At 55.9% G+C, this 15,505-nt stretch carries 17 protein-coding genes and 2 tRNA genes; 9 read left to right on the top strand and 10 right to left on the bottom strand.

The window, feature by feature from the left end:
- Positions 1 to 66: 66 nt before the first annotated feature.
- The 3 genes from LKE90_RS04415 to LKE90_RS04405 all read right to left on the bottom strand — a co-directional run bounded on the left by LKE90_RS04415 (position 67) and on the right by LKE90_RS04405 (position 1,233).
- Positions 67 to 141, bottom strand: a tRNA-Thr gene (locus LKE90_RS04415).
- Positions 142 to 226: 85 nt separating this feature from the next.
- On the bottom strand, positions 227 to 640 hold the full coding sequence (dksA, locus tag LKE90_RS04410) for an RNA polymerase-binding protein DksA (protein ID WP_291491672.1): 414 nt from the start codon (positions 638 to 640) through the stop codon (positions 227 to 229).
- A gap of 155 nt (positions 641 to 795) precedes the next feature.
- On the bottom strand, positions 796 to 1,233 hold the full coding sequence (locus tag LKE90_RS04405) for a flagellar assembly protein FliX (RefSeq protein WP_291491670.1): 438 nt from the start codon (positions 1,231 to 1,233) through the stop codon (positions 796 to 798).
- 147 nt (positions 1,234 to 1,380) lie between these two features.
- Between LKE90_RS04405 and LKE90_RS04400 the strand changes: the two genes are divergently transcribed.
- The 3 genes from LKE90_RS04400 to LKE90_RS04390 are packed head-to-tail and all read left to right on the top strand — an operon-like array spanning position 1,381 to position 3,244.
- Complete coding sequence (locus LKE90_RS04400) at positions 1,381 to 2,529, top strand: flagellar basal body P-ring protein FlgI (RefSeq protein WP_291491669.1); 1,149 nt, start codon at positions 1,381 to 1,383, stop codon at positions 2,527 to 2,529.
- The gene (locus LKE90_RS04395) at positions 2,526 to 2,843 is read left to right on the top strand and encodes a rod-binding protein (protein WP_291491668.1); all 318 of its coding nucleotides are present in this window, start codon (positions 2,526 to 2,528) and stop codon (positions 2,841 to 2,843) included. The genes LKE90_RS04400 and LKE90_RS04395 overlap by 4 nt, the downstream gene beginning before the upstream one ends.
- A complete protein-coding gene (locus tag LKE90_RS04390; protein ID WP_291491667.1) occupies positions 2,840 to 3,244 on the top strand; it encodes a flagellar protein FlgN in 405 nt (134 codons plus the stop codon). The genes LKE90_RS04395 and LKE90_RS04390 overlap by 4 nt, the downstream gene beginning before the upstream one ends.
- Before the next feature lie 85 nt (positions 3,245 to 3,329).
- Here the strand turns inward: LKE90_RS04390 and LKE90_RS04385 are convergent, their stop codons facing one another.
- A complete protein-coding gene (locus tag LKE90_RS04385; protein WP_291491666.1) occupies positions 3,330 to 3,821 on the bottom strand; it encodes a hypothetical protein in 492 nt (163 codons plus the stop codon).
- A 498-nt stretch (positions 3,822 to 4,319) separates the two neighbouring features.
- Between LKE90_RS04385 and mtnA the strand changes: the two genes are divergently transcribed.
- On the top strand, positions 4,320 to 5,420 hold the full coding sequence (gene mtnA / locus LKE90_RS04380) for an S-methyl-5-thioribose-1-phosphate isomerase (protein WP_291491665.1): 1,101 nt from the start codon (positions 4,320 to 4,322) through the stop codon (positions 5,418 to 5,420).
- Positions 5,421 to 5,667: 247 nt separating this feature from the next.
- On the top strand, positions 5,668 to 6,576 hold the full coding sequence (locus LKE90_RS04375) for a DUF2272 domain-containing protein (protein WP_291491664.1): 909 nt from the start codon (positions 5,668 to 5,670) through the stop codon (positions 6,574 to 6,576).
- Between the two features lie 26 nt (positions 6,577 to 6,602).
- Here the strand turns inward: LKE90_RS04375 and LKE90_RS04370 are convergent, their stop codons facing one another.
- Positions 6,603 to 7,010, bottom strand: a complete 408-nt coding sequence (locus tag LKE90_RS04370; protein WP_291491663.1) for a rhodanese-like domain-containing protein — start codon at positions 7,008 to 7,010, stop codon at positions 6,603 to 6,605.
- A 136-nt stretch (positions 7,011 to 7,146) separates the two neighbouring features.
- On the opposite strand from LKE90_RS04370, the gene LKE90_RS04365 reads away from it, so the two are divergent.
- Entirely contained in the window at positions 7,147 to 8,187 is a 1,041-nt protein-coding gene (locus tag LKE90_RS04365) for a cysteine synthase A (protein WP_291491662.1), read from the top strand.
- Positions 8,188 to 8,238: 51 nt separating this feature from the next.
- On the opposite strand, the gene LKE90_RS04360 is transcribed toward LKE90_RS04365, so the two are convergent.
- The 5 genes from LKE90_RS04360 to argC all read right to left on the bottom strand — a co-directional run bounded on the left by LKE90_RS04360 (position 8,239) and on the right by argC (position 12,239).
- Positions 8,239 to 9,093, bottom strand: a complete 855-nt coding sequence (locus LKE90_RS04360; RefSeq protein WP_291491660.1) for a DUF2167 domain-containing protein — start codon at positions 9,091 to 9,093, stop codon at positions 8,239 to 8,241.
- Positions 9,094 to 9,202: 109 nt separating this feature from the next.
- Positions 9,203 to 10,393 carry a phosphoserine transaminase gene (locus tag LKE90_RS04355; protein WP_291491659.1) on the bottom strand — a complete coding sequence of 397 codons (1,191 nt, stop codon included), beginning with the start codon at positions 10,391 to 10,393 and terminating at the stop codon, positions 9,203 to 9,205.
- 17 nt (positions 10,394 to 10,410) lie between these two features.
- Positions 10,411 to 10,495: transfer RNA gene (locus tag LKE90_RS04350), tRNA-Leu, on the bottom strand.
- 52 nt (positions 10,496 to 10,547) lie between these two features.
- Positions 10,548 to 11,195, bottom strand: a complete 648-nt coding sequence (gene grxB, locus LKE90_RS04345; RefSeq protein WP_291491658.1) for a glutaredoxin 2 — start codon at positions 11,193 to 11,195, stop codon at positions 10,548 to 10,550.
- Positions 11,196 to 11,273: 78 nt separating this feature from the next.
- On the bottom strand, positions 11,274 to 12,239 hold the full coding sequence (gene argC, locus LKE90_RS04340; protein WP_291491657.1) for an N-acetyl-gamma-glutamyl-phosphate reductase: 966 nt from the start codon (positions 12,237 to 12,239) through the stop codon (positions 11,274 to 11,276).
- A gap of 249 nt (positions 12,240 to 12,488) precedes the next feature.
- Here argC and LKE90_RS04335 point away from each other — a divergent pair, with 249 nt between their 5' ends.
- The 3 genes from LKE90_RS04335 to LKE90_RS04325 are packed head-to-tail and all read left to right on the top strand — an operon-like array spanning position 12,489 to position 15,485.
- Entirely contained in the window at positions 12,489 to 13,661 is a 1,173-nt protein-coding gene (locus LKE90_RS04335) for an ABC transporter permease (RefSeq protein ID WP_291491656.1), read from the top strand.
- A 2-nt stretch (positions 13,662 to 13,663) separates the two neighbouring features.
- Positions 13,664 to 14,512 carry an ABC transporter ATP-binding protein gene (locus tag LKE90_RS04330; RefSeq protein WP_291491655.1) on the top strand — a complete coding sequence of 283 codons (849 nt, stop codon included), beginning with the start codon at positions 13,664 to 13,666 and terminating at the stop codon, positions 14,510 to 14,512.
- On the top strand, positions 14,502 to 15,485 hold the full coding sequence (locus tag LKE90_RS04325) for an MlaD family protein (RefSeq protein WP_291491654.1): 984 nt from the start codon (positions 14,502 to 14,504) through the stop codon (positions 15,483 to 15,485). Before LKE90_RS04330 ends, LKE90_RS04325 begins: the two co-directional genes overlap by 11 nt.
- The last annotated feature ends 20 nt before the right edge of the window (positions 15,486 to 15,505 follow it).

The raw sequence follows: 15,505 nt of genomic DNA, 5'->3' as shown, positions 1-15,505 counted from the left end.
TTTCAGAGACTGAAAATGTTCTGGAGAACATTTTATAATGTCGCTGATATGGAATTTGCAGGAAACTGGTGCTGCTGGACAGGATTGAACTGTCGACCTCTCCCTTACCAAGGGAGTGCTCTACCACTGAGCTACAGCAGCGCCTGCGGGTGCTTCCTACCGTCAGAACGTGACGACGGCAACCCCCTAAAAACCTTGGGGAACATTTTTTGTTCCCCACGCGGTTTCAGTCGTCGCGATGAATCTTCTCCATCCGCTCATGACGCTCCTGCGCCTCGATCGACAGAGTGGCAATCGGACGCGCTTCGAGACGCTTGAGCCCGATAGGCTCGCCCGTCTCCTCGCAATATCCATAGGCATTGTTCTCGATACGCAGCAGCGCCTGATTGATCTTGCCGATCAGCTTGCGGGCGCGATCACGCGTGCGGAGTTCAAGAGCACGATCCGTTTCGACGCTGGCGCGATCCGTCACGTCGGCCTCGTGAATGCCACCTTCGGAAAGGCTGGCGAGCGTACCGCCTGCTTCTTTCAGCAGTTCATTGCGCCATTTCACAAGTTTCTGGCGAAAATATTCAACCTGCAGGGGATTCATGAACTCTTCTTTGTCTGAAGGCACATAATCCGGAGGAAGTGTAAGCATAATATTGTCTCCGTTCCCTGAGGCATAGCCCCCTGACGAATGCGCGGCTTATACCCGCGGGGACAGAGACAGCCAAGCGCGAATCCACTTTTTTCTGTGAAACATTTCTGTCGCATAATTTTCGGCGGCCCGGATCAGCCAGCCATTTCCCGTGTTCATTGCGTCTTCCGCACATGCGCAGCGAGACGCTTCATTTTGGCCGTTTCGATGGCGACACGCACCTTTATGGATGTCGTCAGAGCTCTGAACGCGGGCAACTGGACCAGAGGTGATCGTTCGGAAATTTCTTCCAGTTCAGAGAGAAGCGTCATTGTGCCGGTCTTGCCTTCCAGAAAGGCGATCTGAAGTTTTTTCAATGCCTCCAGCGCCTCCCCTCCCCACTCAACGACCATCTGCCTTTCCGAGCGAGGCTGAATCGGAACCTCGCTCTCCTGAAGCGACAGAAGGCAGGGTGCCGAAACAGACGCCACAGGCTGCTCACTCACGACTTCCTGCTCGGAAGGCACTGAAAAGGCTGAAAGCTCCTTTGACTGACGCGTCTGCGTCAGGGGTTTTCTCCGGCTCACATAACCGATCGCGCCAATTCTGTTCACGTTGCACCTCCCAGGGCTCACACATCCGACCCCATGCAGTTCAGCCTCAAAGCTCTGAACAACGCTTTGCCGCTGCTCGTTCAGGAATTGTTTGCTCTTCGCGTCGATAGTGTGCGCTCGAAACATTGACGAGCGGCAAAGAGCGGCATGACCTTTTTTTCTTGCAGGCCAGACGGGGAGCAGCGAAAGACGCTTCCTCTTCTGTCTGCCCTGTTTCTGGCAGGCTTCCTGTTGATTCAGTCTTTTGCCGCCAATGCGGCGCTTGTACGCATCAAGGATATCGCTGACTTTGAAGGGGTCAGAACAAACCAGTTGATTGGTTACGGTCTTGTCGTCGGCCTGCATGGGACCGGCGACAAACTGACAAACGTTCTTTTTACCCGTGAAACACTCATCAGTATGCTCAACCGTCTGGGCGTGAATATCCGTGATCGTGAAATTCAGCTCCAGACGCATGATGTGGCGGCTGTCATGGTGACGGCCGATCTACCAGCTTTTTCACATGGAGGCGGGCGAATCGATGTCACCGTCTCGGCGACCGGCGACGCAAGCGATCTGACCGGCGGCACCTTGCTTGTCACACCGCTGATGGCGGCGGACGGCGAGATTTACGCTGTCGCCCAAGGGTCTCTGGCGACTAACGCCTTCAGCGCACGAGGCGCGGCCGCCTCCATAGTTCATAACATCCCGACCAATGGTCACATAGCCAATGGCGCCGTCGTGGAAAGAGAAGTTCCGGTTGATCTGGCCAATCGCAAGCAGATGCATCTCTCCTTGCGCAACCCTGACTTCACGACGGCGGGGCGTGTTGCTCAGGTGATCAACAGCAGTGTGGGCAATATCGCCCGCGTCATGGATCCACGTACCATAGCGCTTGATCTCACTTTGCGTGACAATATTTCGGCGCTGTCACGGATCGGAGATCTTCTGGTCGAGCCTGATACGCTGGCGAAAGTGGTTGTGGACGACGCCAGCGGAACCATTGTGATCGGCAACGATGTCCGCATCAGCACAGTCGCGATTGCCCAAGGCAACCTGACCATTCAGGTCACTGAAACCCCGATAGTGTCGCAACCCGGGCCGATGTCGAACGGCACCACAACAGTTGCCCCGCGAACCAGCATCAACGTCAATAACGGCAACAACGCCAAACTGGGCATACTGAGAAATGGCCCGGCTCTTAGCGACCTCGTTTCTGGCCTGAACGCACTGGGAGTGGGCCCTCGTGACATGATTTCGATTCTTCAGGCCATCAAAGCCGATGGAGCCCTGCAAGCCGATCTGGAGGTCAGATGAGCAATGAAATAAAAAATGTTGCTGCTCCCGGCTATGGAGTACAGGGAGCAACTCCAACGAAAGCGGTAGATCCGAAAATATGGAAAACCGCTACTGACTTTGAGGCCATGACGGTCGGCCAAATGCTTCAGCCGATGTTCGATACGATTGATACGTCAAAGGGTTTTTTCGGCGGCGGTGTCGGGGAGTCCAGCTTCCGCCCCATGCTGACGACAGAGATGTCGAAGCAGATAGAGAAGAACGGCGGGCTGGGGCTGGCTCCGGCCGTGTATCACCAGATGCTTGAAATGCAGGAAAAAGGATCAGGAAAATGACGGATCAGGCCATTACCGTCATCGAAAAGGCAAATGCCTTGCTGGAAGAAGAAAATGTGTTCTTGCAGACGGGCAATATGCCTGCCGTCGTGGCTCTTCTCAAACGCAAGGAAGCTATTCTGGCGCAGCTAAACGATCTCACCATCAGGTGTCGCAAGTCAGCCGAAGAGCCAGAAAAAACATGCTGCTCGGAAGAGTTACCGCTTGCTACGGAAAAATTAAATCGTACGGTTGAGCAGAACCGTGCACTGCTTCAGCAGGCCATGATCGCACAGAAGCACATTGTGGAACTTCTGACGGCTTCCCTATCTCCTCCAGGAAATAAAACCCATTATGGCAAAAATGGGTCATACAACGCGGCACGCTCTTTCACTGGGAATGCTTACCGCAAAAACATTTAGTTTTCGGCCGTTACGGGTATTTAAATGAAAAAGCCTCTTTTCCAATACAGGAAAAGAGGCTTTTTCATGAAGTGCGAAATATATATCAGACGCGGCGCGGCTTACGGGCTGCTGTCGTTGCCGTCGCCCGGGCGCGTGAAGCAGGACGCTTGGTTGCAGCGGTCTCTTTTTCAGAAGCGAGACGATCCAGACGCTTCTGCTTGCGTGTTTCCTGAGTGATACGCAGCTTGTCCACAGCGGACAACTTGGTCACGGCTTCCGGCTTCCGGCTTGCAGGCTTTGTCGTGCTTTTCGTTGCACGAGGCGTCTGTACAGCCGCTTTGGGTTCAGCCGTCTTTCTGACGGGCTTTGCAGAAACCGGGGCGACGACTGCCTTCTTGGGTGCAGCCTTGGCGGTGGTTTTTGGTGCCGCTTTCACGGCTGGCGCAACGCGCTGTTTCGCGCGAGGCTTCGCTGCCGGTTCTTCAGCAACTACCTTGGCACGCTTCTTTGCTGCTGCAGGTTCTGCCTTCTGCCGCGGAGCCTGTCGTGTAGCCGTCGAAGCTGTCTTGACTTCTTTGGTCGGTTTTCTAGCCATGTCCCAAGTCTCACCCTGTTGGTATCACAACAGACCATTTCAGGAATCTGTTGATTTTATAAGCACTGTTTTCAACGCAAGATCATCATGGAGCCAGATATTCGATACTATGAATAACCCAGAAACACGACAGTATCCCACCATTTATAAGCCACGCAATATAGATTTATAGTGGCGTTTGCAATATCCATATTATGCTTTTCATAATAAAACACTTAGGGTTTTCATAGACAAAAATCAGGAGAAGAAAAAAACAAAATCCAAAAAATCATTTATTACACATAGATTTTTAATATTGTTTCCATTTCGTTTCATCCCGTGATTTCACCACGCTTTTCGGTATGCGTGTTTTTCATATCGTATCAGCATATTTCGTCACCCTTGCCCGACCGCTTATCAGGTCCGCTTTTCAGCTTACCGCCAGAATGTCATTTGTGAGAGCCGCTTGGCTACGCTAATGCTTCCCCGACATCTTTTCCCATGCAGGATCACGCAACCATGAAAATAAACGGTGTGCCTTACCGCAGTGTCTGGATCGATCAGACAGATCAGCGAACAGTCTGCATTTTTGACCAGACACGCCTGCCGTTCGCACTTGAGATCCTGCACCTTTCTTCATCCGATCAGGTCGCACATGCCATTATTACAATGCAGGTCAGAGGGGCTCCGCTGATTGGCGCCGTCGCAGCCTACGGTCTGGCTCTGGCCCTTTCCGTGGATGCAGGCGATGACGCGATGGAACGTGAAGCGTCCATGCTGGCGGCAACGCGACCAACAGCCATCAATCTCCGCTGGGCCATTGAGCGGATGCTTGAAAAACTTCGGCCAATAAGCCCGCAGGATAGGGTGGCCGCCGCTTATGCTGAAGCCGGCCTTATCTGTGATGAAGACGCGGCCCAGAATGAATCCATCGGCAGACATGGCCTTGAACTGCTTCGCGCCATTAAAAAAAGTAAGAAAACAGGAGAAAAAATCAATATCCTGACACACTGCAATGCCGGATGGATTGCAACAGTCGACTGGGGAACGGCTCTGGCTCCCATCTATATGGCGCATGATGAAGGTCTGGATGTACATGTGTGGGTGGACGAGACCCGCCCCCGTAATCAGGGGGCGGCCCTGACTGCATGGGAACTCGGCAGCCACGGGGTGCCGCATACCGTGATCGTGGATAATGCCGGCGGGCATCTGATGCAGCACGGACAGGTTGATATCGTGATCGTCGGAACAGATCGCGTCACAGCCCATGGCGACGTGGCCAACAAGATCGGCACCTACCTGAAAGCCCTCGCGGCCCGTGACAATAATATCCCCTTCTGGGTTGCTCTTCCCTCTACGACCATCGACTGGCGCGTTCAGAATGGCCTGACGGAGATTCCCATAGAAGAACGCTCTTCTCTTGAGGTCACCACGGTCACCGGCCTTAGCAAGGAGGGACGCGTGGAGACAGTCCGCATCACACCTGAACAGAGCAACGCCGCGAATCCCGCCTTCGACGTGACGCCCGCGCGTCTCGTCACGGGATTGATAACGGAACGCGGATGCTGTGATGCTGATGAAGCGGGTCTGCGGGCTCTCTTCCCGTCAGCAGGCAGCTAAAATAGCTGTGCTGCCTTTATCAGTCCCGCACATGTAAAGGCAGCATCTCCCTGCCGCACTCAAAGAAACTTCTGCCCTGTAAATCGGTTAGAAAACCCATCAAGTCCAGCTAAACCCATGACTATTCATCTTTCAGTTCCAGCGGCTTGACGTTAAGCAGGTCTGAACCACATGTTCAGAAGTCGTCACTCTGTGGGCACGCGGTGTTCACGCAATCGGGGAGCCAGAACAAAATTCTGGCATATGCATGAGCAAGACTGCGGCCTTCAGGCACTCTGCGCTTCTTCTGGCTCTTGTGGCCACATCCTGCGCTTCACAGCCGGGAAATAACGCAGCCCCAGTGCAGACGCCTGTCGCGCAATACAGAAATGGCGTCGGTCCTCTGGCGTATAATCCGCATGTGCCCGACTTTGCCTCCCGCAACTTCACACCCTTCAACCGTCAGGATGTCGTCGCCATTGCCATGCGGGAATGGCGACTGTTCGGAATGCCGGTCGATGACGATGATCCCGAGCTTCGGCCGGAACCTACGGTCGCCAGCGTAAAGCCGGAACGGGCGCCCGGATTGTGGCAGCGCGTCGGCGAATACTGGTGGATCGGACAGGACCCGCAGGAAACCGAAGCCTCATGGAGCGGAAAATACGACGCCGACGGCAGACTGTTCAATTTCGTCCATGACGGGCATTACGCCTGGTCCGCCGCTTTCATCTCCTACGTGATGCGTGTCGCGGGAGCCAATGAGCGGTTTCCCTACTCACCCAATCACTCGACCTATATCAATGCTGCTGCCTCCGGCCAGTCGAGCGGCCTGCGGGCGCATGATCCGGCCAGCTATGTTCCCAAGCTCGGTGATCTTGTCTGTACCGGGCGCGGAGGCAGCAAATCCGTCCGGTTTGCAAGCCTTCCCACATCGTATGGCTTCCCCGCCCATTGTGGAATCGTTGTCGCAACAGGGCAGAACGGACAGCCGTTCGGGCACCAGCTCAGCATCATAGGCGGTAACATCGACGACGCCGTCGCCCTGACGCACGTTCCGACCGACGCGAATGGCGCTGTCGCATCAGCCGACGGTCAGAGCTATGATTCGCGTTACCCGTGGTGCGCCGTTCTGGAAGTGCTTTACGACGCCGAGGAAGAGCCGGACGCCGGTCAGTAAAAACCGGCGTCATCGGTGTGAAGGTTTCAGTTCTGACGCCAGGGCAGCCCCGAGGCCTTCCAGCCCGCAGCGTTGCCACGGTGCATCTCCACGTCTAGGGGGCCTTCGAAACCGTCCGCCACGTTGAAGACCTGCTCAAACCCCTCTCTGGCGGCGGCCATCGCAGCCGAACGGCTGCGCGCTCCTGAGCGGCAGATGAAATAAAGCTTCTGTGTCTCTCCAATGCCGGCGCGCCGCAATTCCTCGATGAACTGGCCGTTTATATGGCCGCCCATGATCTGCCAGCTGACAGGATACAGGCTGTGACCTATTGCCGAGACATCAGGGATGCCGACAAACTGCCATTCTTCTGGAGTACGCACGTCAATCAGACAGGCTCCCGGATCATTTTCCAGCGCATGCCAGACATCGTTCGGGCTTACATCCTTGATCATCGTTCCTGAAACTCCTCTCTCCCGCCCCTGTTTATCAAACAGCTCCTGCGGGGCTCGACATTCATCATCCAAACCTGATTGCATGCGGTGCTCACACGCGCTAGCCCCAATGCCAATAGGATGAAAGGCAGATAGCATGACTCCGACTTCACATTCCCTGCCGTTTCCCGGCTGGACAACCTCGTCACATGATATGGCGGGCGCCATAGGCGGAACGCCGCTCATCAGGCTGACACGCGCTTCTGAATCCACCGGCTGCGATATTTTCGGCAAGGCCGAGTTCATGAATCCCGGAGGATCGGTCAAGGACCGCGCTGCTCTCGCAATCATCACGGATGCAGAAAAGCGCGGTTTGCTGAGCCCCGGCGGGACGATTGTCGAAGGGACCGCGGGCAACACGGGGATCGGACTGACACTTGTCGCCAATGCGCGTGGTTACAAGAGCATCATCGTCATGCCGGAGACCCAGAGTCAGGAGAAAATTGATTTTCTCCGCATGATCGGCGCAGATCTCCGTCTTGTGCCTGCCAAGCCCTACCGGGATGAAGGCAATTACGTCCACGTATCGCGCCGGATTGCCGAAGAGAACGGCTTTGTCTGGGCCAACCAGTTCGATAACCTAGCCAATCGTGAAGGTCATCGCCACACGACGGCTCCAGAAATCTGGGAGCAGCTTGGTGGACGTGTCGATGCCTTCACCTGCGCCTGCGGGACAGGAGGAACGCTTGCTGGCACAGCTCTCGGTCTGGATGACTGCGCTGAGAAGGCTGGGGGCAAACGTCCGCAGATCGTTCTGGCCGACCCGGAAGGCTCCGGTCTGTATGGCTGGGTAAAATCGAACGACCTTTCGGTCAGCGGGTCTTCCATCACCGAAGGCATCGGACAGTCTCGCGTCACCGCCAATCTGGAAGGCGCTCCGATTGACGACGCGGAACGCATCCCCGACCCGGAAGCGCTGGAACAGATCTACAGCCTGCTTATCCATGAAGGGCTTTCCGTCGGCGGTTCTTCGGGCATCAACGTCGCTGCCGCCATTCGTGTCGCCCGTCGTCTTGGACCGGGGCATCGTATCGTGACCATTCTGTGTGACGGTGGCGCACGCTATCAGTCCAAGCTGTTCAACCCGGAATTCCTGCGGGCCAAGAACCTGCCGGTCCCGTTCTGGCTCGATAAATAAACACCTGCACTCTCCACGGACTTTCCATAAGCCCCGTGGAGAGTGGCTGAGCTATGGCAATTTTTTATTTCGCCGACGTCTTAACCAATAAAGCGAAAATGCAACCAGCACGCTGCTGCCTATTCTCTGCCACGATGGTAAAGCGATTTCATGTTCATACGGCGCGCGACGATCATGCGCCGGATCGAAATCAGTATAGTCGTGGCCAGCCAAATAGCTAAAATGCTGATTGATCGGGTTTATAATGGGATAAATGGCATCCAAAGGACGAGTTGTCCCGACAAAATTAAACGATACAATTCCGTTGCGTCCCATAAAATAGTGAATGAATACAACTGCTTCTTTATCAAGCCCTTCAATCGTCCCGTTTAATGCATATTCTGCAGAATGGTTGACAGTATCGCAATGAGGGTAAAGCAGCATGTTCTTCAGATGAAGAGCTGGAAGCCCAGTCTTCTGACGGATTTTATTCTGTGCCGCTACTGTTTTTTCGATTGAGCGAACGACCTGCTGATCCGTGAGATTTTTAAATCTGCTCTCATCGACAAAACCATCATCATCCCAACGAATGATAATCGCCCAGTCAGGGTTCACGTAAAAATCTTGAGGAATGATCATTCCCACAATGGAATGACTGGGAGGGTTACCCACAGATTCCATAAACGCTCTGGTCTGTTCAGCCGGAACAAACCGTGTGCCTTCCGGCACTTCAAGCAAACCCTGCCCTGCTATCGGAACAAGAGATGAACTGGGTTGTGTACTCGCCTCAGCTTCTTGCAAGGCTGTCGCAAACCGTTTCAGCCGATCCTCAATACGCTCTGTCGCACGGGAAGGAGTGGCTCCAGTCAGGAGCGGAAACAGCAGAATCAACGCTATCCAGCGCCAGACCGAAAATCGGAAAAGCAAATGATACCATCCTCGAAGACCATGCGAGGAAGTATCTTTTCTTCATAAGAATAAAGAAAGGATATACACCATAAGATATATATCCTCTGATTATGAAGTAACTGAAGGGTCAGGCGGAAAATTCAGCCCTTACTTCCGCTTCCGCCCAGTCCAGCCACGGAAGAAGCGCCTTGATATCCGAAGTTTCCACCGTCGCACCACCCCAGATTCGCAGGCCGGGCGGTGCGTCACGATAACTGGCGATATCGTAGGCAACGCCTTCCTTTGCCAGGATGTCAGCAATCTTTTTGGCGGCTTTTGTCTGAGTCTCTGCATCCAGCACCACGAACCACGGGGCAATAATACGCAGGCAGATGGCCGTGTTGGAACGGATGGTCGGCTCAACAGCAAGGAACTGCGCCCAGTCGGACGTCTCTTCCCATTTTTCAAGAGCGGCAAGGTTGGCCTGGCTCCGGGCAATCAGACCTTTCAGCCCACCCGCTGCTTCAGCCCATTTCAGGCCATCCAGAGCATCTTCGACACACAGCATGGAAGGCGTGTTGATCGTATCGCCACGGAAGATGCCTTCAATCAGCTTGCCTTTGGAGGCCAGCCGAAAAATTTTGGGTAATGGGCGCGGAGCCGGACCGGCCTCAAGTCGGGCCACAGCGCGAGGCGAAAGAGCCAGCATGCCATGAGCCGCCTCACCGCCCAGCACTTTCTGCCATGACCAGGTCACGACATCGAGCTTCTCCCACGGCAGTTCCATGGCGAAGGCGGCTGAGGTCGCATCGCAGATCACCAGCCCGTCATGGTCGGCAGGAATGGCCTCGCCATCCGGGAATTTCACGCCTGACGTGGTGCCGTTCCATGCCAGCACCACATCCCGCGACCAGTCCACGAGGTTCAGATCAGGCAGTTCGCCATACCCGGCCTCCAGCACTCGCGCGTCAAGTTTCAGTTGCGCGGTGATGTCGTTGGCCCATGTCGCGGAAAAACTCTCGAAGGCGAGAACGTCCACAGGCCGCGTGCCCAGCAGCGACCACAGCGCCATCTCGACGGCACCTGTGTCAGACCCCGGCACGATCCCGAGACGCCAGCCTTCCGGCATCCCCAGAATGGCAGCCGAACGATCAATGACTTCCCCGAGGCGAGCCCGGCCTTCCGGAGCACGATGGGACCGTCCCAGAAGAGCGCCGGAAAGCCCGTCAAGCGACCAGCCCGGTCGTTTGGCGCATGGGCCTGAAGAAAATGCAGGGTTGGCGGGGCGTGTCTGAGGCCTGCTCTGCCGGGAGGACACGGGCGCTGCTGTAACGGTCATGAATCATCCGGAATGTCTGGTGCGAGAGGGGGGACTCGAACCCCCATGCCTAAAAGGCGGTCGATTTTGAGTCGACTGCGTCTACCATTCCGCCACTCTCGCGACTGCCTGCTCTGTATCAGCATCCGATCGTTCGGAAAAGATGCCAATCTGCTCAGGCGGCGTAATCGTCCATCAGCGCCACCCCGCTGAGGCGTGCCATCGTCTGACGATAACGCTCGACCTCAGGCGGGTAGATCACGCCTTTTATCACGGACAGGCTGTGTAGCGCCGCGAAGAGATGAATATCATCCATGGAAAGAACGCCGTTCACGGCCGTTTCGGAACGAATCAACGGAGCAAGCACATGAAGCTGGGAATTGAGCGCTGCAAGGAAGTCCGTTCCATCTTCCAGAAGAAGCGAAAACTGCCCGGCTGAAGGTTCTTTTTTCCGCACGAAATAGGCACGGGCCGCCGTGGTCGCAAATTCCGGTAGCGGCGCACAGGCCACACGCGGCAGCATCAGCTTGTACAGGGGTTTCGCGATGCTTGAAATCCACTCTGTAATGGCCGGATTGGACTCGCCTGTCAGAACGGTCTCACCAGTCCCGTCAATATGGGCGATGATATCCAGACTCTCGCCCATGAAGCGGCCATCCTCATCAAGGATGGGCAGCATTTTCTGACCGATCATGCCGATCGGACCGGCTTCGTCATTATTCAGCAGGTACCTGACCTCGACCGGAACATTCCTGAGGCCAAATATCATGCGTGCTTTCACGCAGAACGGGCAGTGTTCGTAAACATAAAGAATGCGGGTCACAGCCGAGCTCCTCAGTTAGGGCAACATCCGATCAGACGGAATCGTCTGGTCGGATAAAGTTGCTCGATAAACAATGAGTTAGAGCGGCATCCGTGATCCGGTCTGAACGGACGCCACTTCAGGGGAAATGCCAAGCATGAGAGCGATATTCTGGATCGCGGCCCCAGAAGCGCCTTTCCCCAGATTATCCAGCCGCGCCGTCAGCACGGCATGATATCCCTCGGTATCGGCATGGACCCGCAGTTCCATGCCATCGCTTCCCGCCAGAGTGTCCGCGACCAGAGTGTTTTCCGGTCCGGCAACCGTGACAAAAGAAGAAGCGACATAGCGTTCTTCCAGAATACGACGCAGGTCCGCCACCGTGGTTCCCTTCACCAGCAGATCCATATGCACCGGGATCGACACAATCATGCCGCGTGGAAAATGCCCGACGGAAGGCACAAAAACAGGTCGCCGCTCCAGCAGGGAATGCTGACGGATTTCGGGAAGATGCTTGTGAGCAAGGTTCAGCCCGTAAAGCAGAAAGGCCGGTCCCCCTGCCCGCTCCTGTTCCTCGATCATGCTTCTGCCGCCGCCTGTGTAACCGCTCACGGCATTGATCGTGACAGGAAAATCCGGCTTCATCATCCCCGCGTCGATCAGCGGACGCAGCAGAGCGATGGCTCCCGTGGGGTAACAGCCCGGATTGGCGACACGATCCGCCCGCATGATCGCTTCAGGCTGATCCGCCGTCATCTCGGGGAAGCCATACACCCATCCCGGCGCTGTCCGGAACGCTGTGCTGGCATCCAGTATCTTCGGAGCATGATCTCCCTGCGCGCGGAACAGGCTGATCATCTCCACCGCTTCCCGGGATGCGTCATCAGGCAGACAGAGGACAACCAGATCAGCGGCCTGCATGGCTTCGGCCCGTGCCTGCGGTTCCTTGCGGCGAGCCGGGTCGATGGAGTGAATTTTCACAGGCAGGGAAAGAAGACGCTCGCGGATTTCGAGCCCGGTCGTGCCTGCTTCGCCATCAATAAAAACAACCGGTTCGGACACCATGCCCTGTTTTCCCTCATCATGTTCCAAGTCTGATATAACCGGTCAGGGGGTGATAAGGCCAGTATGGTGATGGCAGACCTCCTTTACCCGTCTGCAATCAGAGAAATGCTACGTCTGGAATTGTGCCCGACTGAAGCTTACAGTCTCAGCAAAACCAGCACACGGTGTCATTTTCTGTCAGACGGCAGGTGTCTGTCCCAAAGGCCTCTGGCCAAAAAGCGGTGTCTGTCTTATGGTTGCGAAGGATACATGGACAATCACGCACCAGAAAGTTCTTCCGCCGCACAGGACATCACGTCCGCGCAGCCTGAATGGACTCTTTCAACCAATGGGCAGGTGCCTGAACTCCATATTTCAGGTAACTGGACGATCGATGAACAGGTGCCGCTGGCCTTTTCCAGCGATGCCCTGTCGGCCCACAATCAGTCGGGCGCTCTGACCGTCGATGCCAGCAGGCTCGGTCAGTGGGACTCTTCTCTCGTCTCGTTTCTGTGGAGCGCACAGCAGGCTGCCGCCAGCGAAGGGCTGAGCCTTGATATCAGCGATCTGCCCGAGGGTGTGCAGAGACTTTCCTCCCTTCTGCCTGAAACGCCTCAGATACCTGCCCCTGCCGGTGACAAGATACGCAATCCGTTCCAACTGAGCGGCGCATTCACCCTCTCCTCCCTCAATGAAGTCGGCGCCCTGACACTGCTCGGACTGGAAACCGCTCAGGTTTCGACAAAGGCCCTGAGCGGGCATGGTGGGATGCGGATTCGTGACCTGCTTACGAATATTTTCGACGCGGGACCGGCTGCGCTGCTGATCGTCAGCATCGTCAATTTTCTGATCGGCGCGATCCTCGCCTTCGTCGGCGCCGTGCAGCTCCAGAAGTTTTCCGCCGATATTTACGTCGCCAATCTCGTCGGCATTGCCTGCGTCCGCGAACTGTCAGCCGTCATGACGGCCATCATCATGGCGGGCCGCACGGGTGGCGCGTATGCGGCCCGTATCGCCACCATGCTGGGCAATGAAGAGATCGACGCCCTTCAGGTTTTTGGTATTCCCATCTCCAGCTATATTCTGGTCCCGGCAGTCGTTTCCCTGATGGTGATGATGCCGCTTCTGTATCTTTATGGCTGCGTGATGAGCATTTTTGGGGGGTATGTCGTGTCGGTCGGCATGCTGCCCGACATTACCGGCGCGGGGTACGTTCATCAGACTTTCGGCGCTGTCTCCATGAGCCAGTTTGAATTCGGTTTTGTAAAATCCATTGTCTTCGCGATCATGATCGGCCTTGTTTCCTGCCGGATCGGCCTGAAAGCCGGACGAAGCGCCGCCGATGTCGGCACGGCGGCCACATCTGCCGTGGTCGTGGGCATTGTGGGTGTCATCACACTGGACGCGATCTTTGCCGTCATAGCCAACGTCCTCGGAATCTGACGATGCAGAGTAGCGCCAGCCCTCTCCAGCACGCAGCAGCTTCCGAACAGAACGATGTCCTGCTGTCACTGCGGGACGTCACCATTGGTTATGGTCCCAAGGTCATCCAGAAAAACATCACGATGGATGTCAAACGTGGCTCCATCTTTGCCGTCATGGGCGGTTCCGGTTGCGGCAAAAGCACCATTCTTCGCAGCATGATCGGTCTGCTTCGGCCTCAGGCGGGGCGCTATACGGTTGACGGCGATGACTACTGGTCAGGTCCGGATTCCCACAGAACGGCCCTCAACCGTCGTTTCGGCGTGCTGTTCCAGAGTGGCGCGCTGTGGTCTTCCATGACCGTCGGCGAAAATATTGCCCTGCCGCTTGAGATGTTTACACGGCTCGACAAGGCTATGATCCGTAACCTTGTCGAACTCAAACTCGGGCTGGTCGGCCTTTCCCATGCGATCGACCTCTATCCTTCCGAAATCTCGGGCGGCATGAAAAAGCGGGCCGGGCTGGCGCGCGCGATCGCCCTTGATCCCGACATCCTGTTTTTCGACGAACCCTCAGCAGGGCTGGACCCGATCACATCGGCGCGTCTGGATGATCTTATTCTCAGTCTGCGTGAAGGGCTGGGAGCGACCATCGTCATCGTCAGCCATGAGCTCTCCAGTCTGTTCGCCATTGCCGATGACGGTATCTTTCTCGATGCCCAGAGCAAGACACCGATCGCCCACGGCTCGCCTCGCGATCTGAGAGATCATTGTAGCGACCCACAGGTTCATGCCTTCATGCACCGCGATGCTCAGGTCGATCCAGCGCCCGCTGAACCAGTCAGGAAAGGCTCACCTCACAATGGCCAATGATTCAGGCGCAGCCCGTCAAACGATTGTCGGTCTTTTCGTCACGGGAGGCATCGCGCTGAGTGTGCTGGCCTTCATCTTTTTCGGGAACACCAGACTTTTCTCGAAAAATATCCGGGCGGTCATTGTATTTCAGGACTCCGTTGCCGGGCTGTCCGTGGGCGCGCCTGTGACCTTCCGGGGCGTCCGTGTGGGCGCCGTTGACAAGATCACGCTCCGCTATGATCAGGGCAATGGTGTTCCCTATATTCCGGTGGAAGTCAGTCTGGACCCCGATCAGGTCCATGTCAGCGACGCCCCGAAATCGGCGGAGCGCCTCAATCTTCGGCAGGTGGTCGCTCAGGGGCTGAGGGCCGAACAGAACATCCAGAGTTTCGTGACCGGCACCGTCAGCATCAATCTGGATTTTTTCCCCGGCTCACCTGCGATCTCCCACCCTGAAGTGTCCAGTCTGGTCGAAATTCCCACTCATGCGTCAGCGATCCAGAAGATGAAGGAAACGCTGTCCGATCTTCCTCTGAAAGAGCTTGCGACCAATGCCAACGACGCGGTGCTGTCCATCCGTGACGTTGCTGAAAAACTGAACACCCAGTTCCCGGCGCTTGTCGCCAGCCTTCAGGAAAGCTCGAAAGACTCCCAGCAGACCCTGAAAGCCGCCACTGCGACCATCAATGATCTGCACGGGAAGCTCAATGTGACCCTGCTTGATATTGATCGGCTGATGCAGACAGGGAACACCCAGTTGCAAAGCCGTGGAGCGGATTTGCAGGCCACACTGACGAGCGCCACAAAAGCAGCCGATGAGGCCAGAAAAACACTGGAAAACGTTGAAGGCATTCTCTCACCGCGCTCGGTGAACCGGGATAATCTGGATTCCGCCCTGCGCGATATCGCAACCGCCGCCGCGTCCCTGCGCGGGTTTGCGAGCGACGTTGAACGCAATCCTCAACTGCTCCTCATGGGACGGCGGCAGTAAATCAGATCGAAATCACTGTG

The sequence above is a fragment of the Acetobacter sp. genome (assembly GCF_022483985.1).
Classification (GTDB): Bacteria; Pseudomonadota; Alphaproteobacteria; order Acetobacterales; family Acetobacteraceae; genus Acetobacter.
This window is presented reverse-complemented; position numbering and strand designations above follow the sequence as displayed.

Coding starts and splice junctions, on each gene's coding strand:
- dksA (WP_291491672.1), bottom strand. CDS start 640: ATGCTTACACTTCCTCCGGATTATGTGCCTTCAGACAAAGAAGAGTTC.
- LKE90_RS04400 (WP_291491669.1), top strand. CDS start 1,381: ATGACCTTTTTTTCTTGCAGGCCAGACGGGGAGCAGCGAAAGACGCTT.
- LKE90_RS04395 (WP_291491668.1), top strand. CDS start 2,526: ATGAGCAATGAAATAAAAAATGTTGCTGCTCCCGGCTATGGAGTACAG.
- LKE90_RS04390 (WP_291491667.1), top strand. CDS start 2,840: ATGACGGATCAGGCCATTACCGTCATCGAAAAGGCAAATGCCTTGCTG.
- LKE90_RS04385 (WP_291491666.1), bottom strand. CDS start 3,821: ATGGCTAGAAAACCGACCAAAGAAGTCAAGACAGCTTCGACGGCTACA.
- mtnA (WP_291491665.1), top strand. CDS start 4,320: ATGAAAATAAACGGTGTGCCTTACCGCAGTGTCTGGATCGATCAGACA.
- LKE90_RS04375 (WP_291491664.1), top strand. CDS start 5,668: ATGAGCAAGACTGCGGCCTTCAGGCACTCTGCGCTTCTTCTGGCTCTT.
- LKE90_RS04370 (WP_291491663.1), bottom strand. CDS start 7,010: ATGATCAAGGATGTAAGCCCGAACGATGTCTGGCATGCGCTGGAAAAT.
- LKE90_RS04365 (WP_291491662.1), top strand. CDS start 7,147: ATGACTCCGACTTCACATTCCCTGCCGTTTCCCGGCTGGACAACCTCG.
- LKE90_RS04355 (WP_291491659.1), bottom strand. CDS start 10,393: ATGACCGTTACAGCAGCGCCCGTGTCCTCCCGGCAGAGCAGGCCTCAG.
- argC (WP_291491657.1), bottom strand. CDS start 12,239: ATGGTGTCCGAACCGGTTGTTTTTATTGATGGCGAAGCAGGCACGACC.
- LKE90_RS04335 (WP_291491656.1), top strand. CDS start 12,489: ATGGACAATCACGCACCAGAAAGTTCTTCCGCCGCACAGGACATCACG.
- LKE90_RS04330 (WP_291491655.1), top strand. CDS start 13,664: ATGCAGAGTAGCGCCAGCCCTCTCCAGCACGCAGCAGCTTCCGAACAG.
- LKE90_RS04325 (WP_291491654.1), top strand. CDS start 14,502: ATGGCCAATGATTCAGGCGCAGCCCGTCAAACGATTGTCGGTCTTTTC.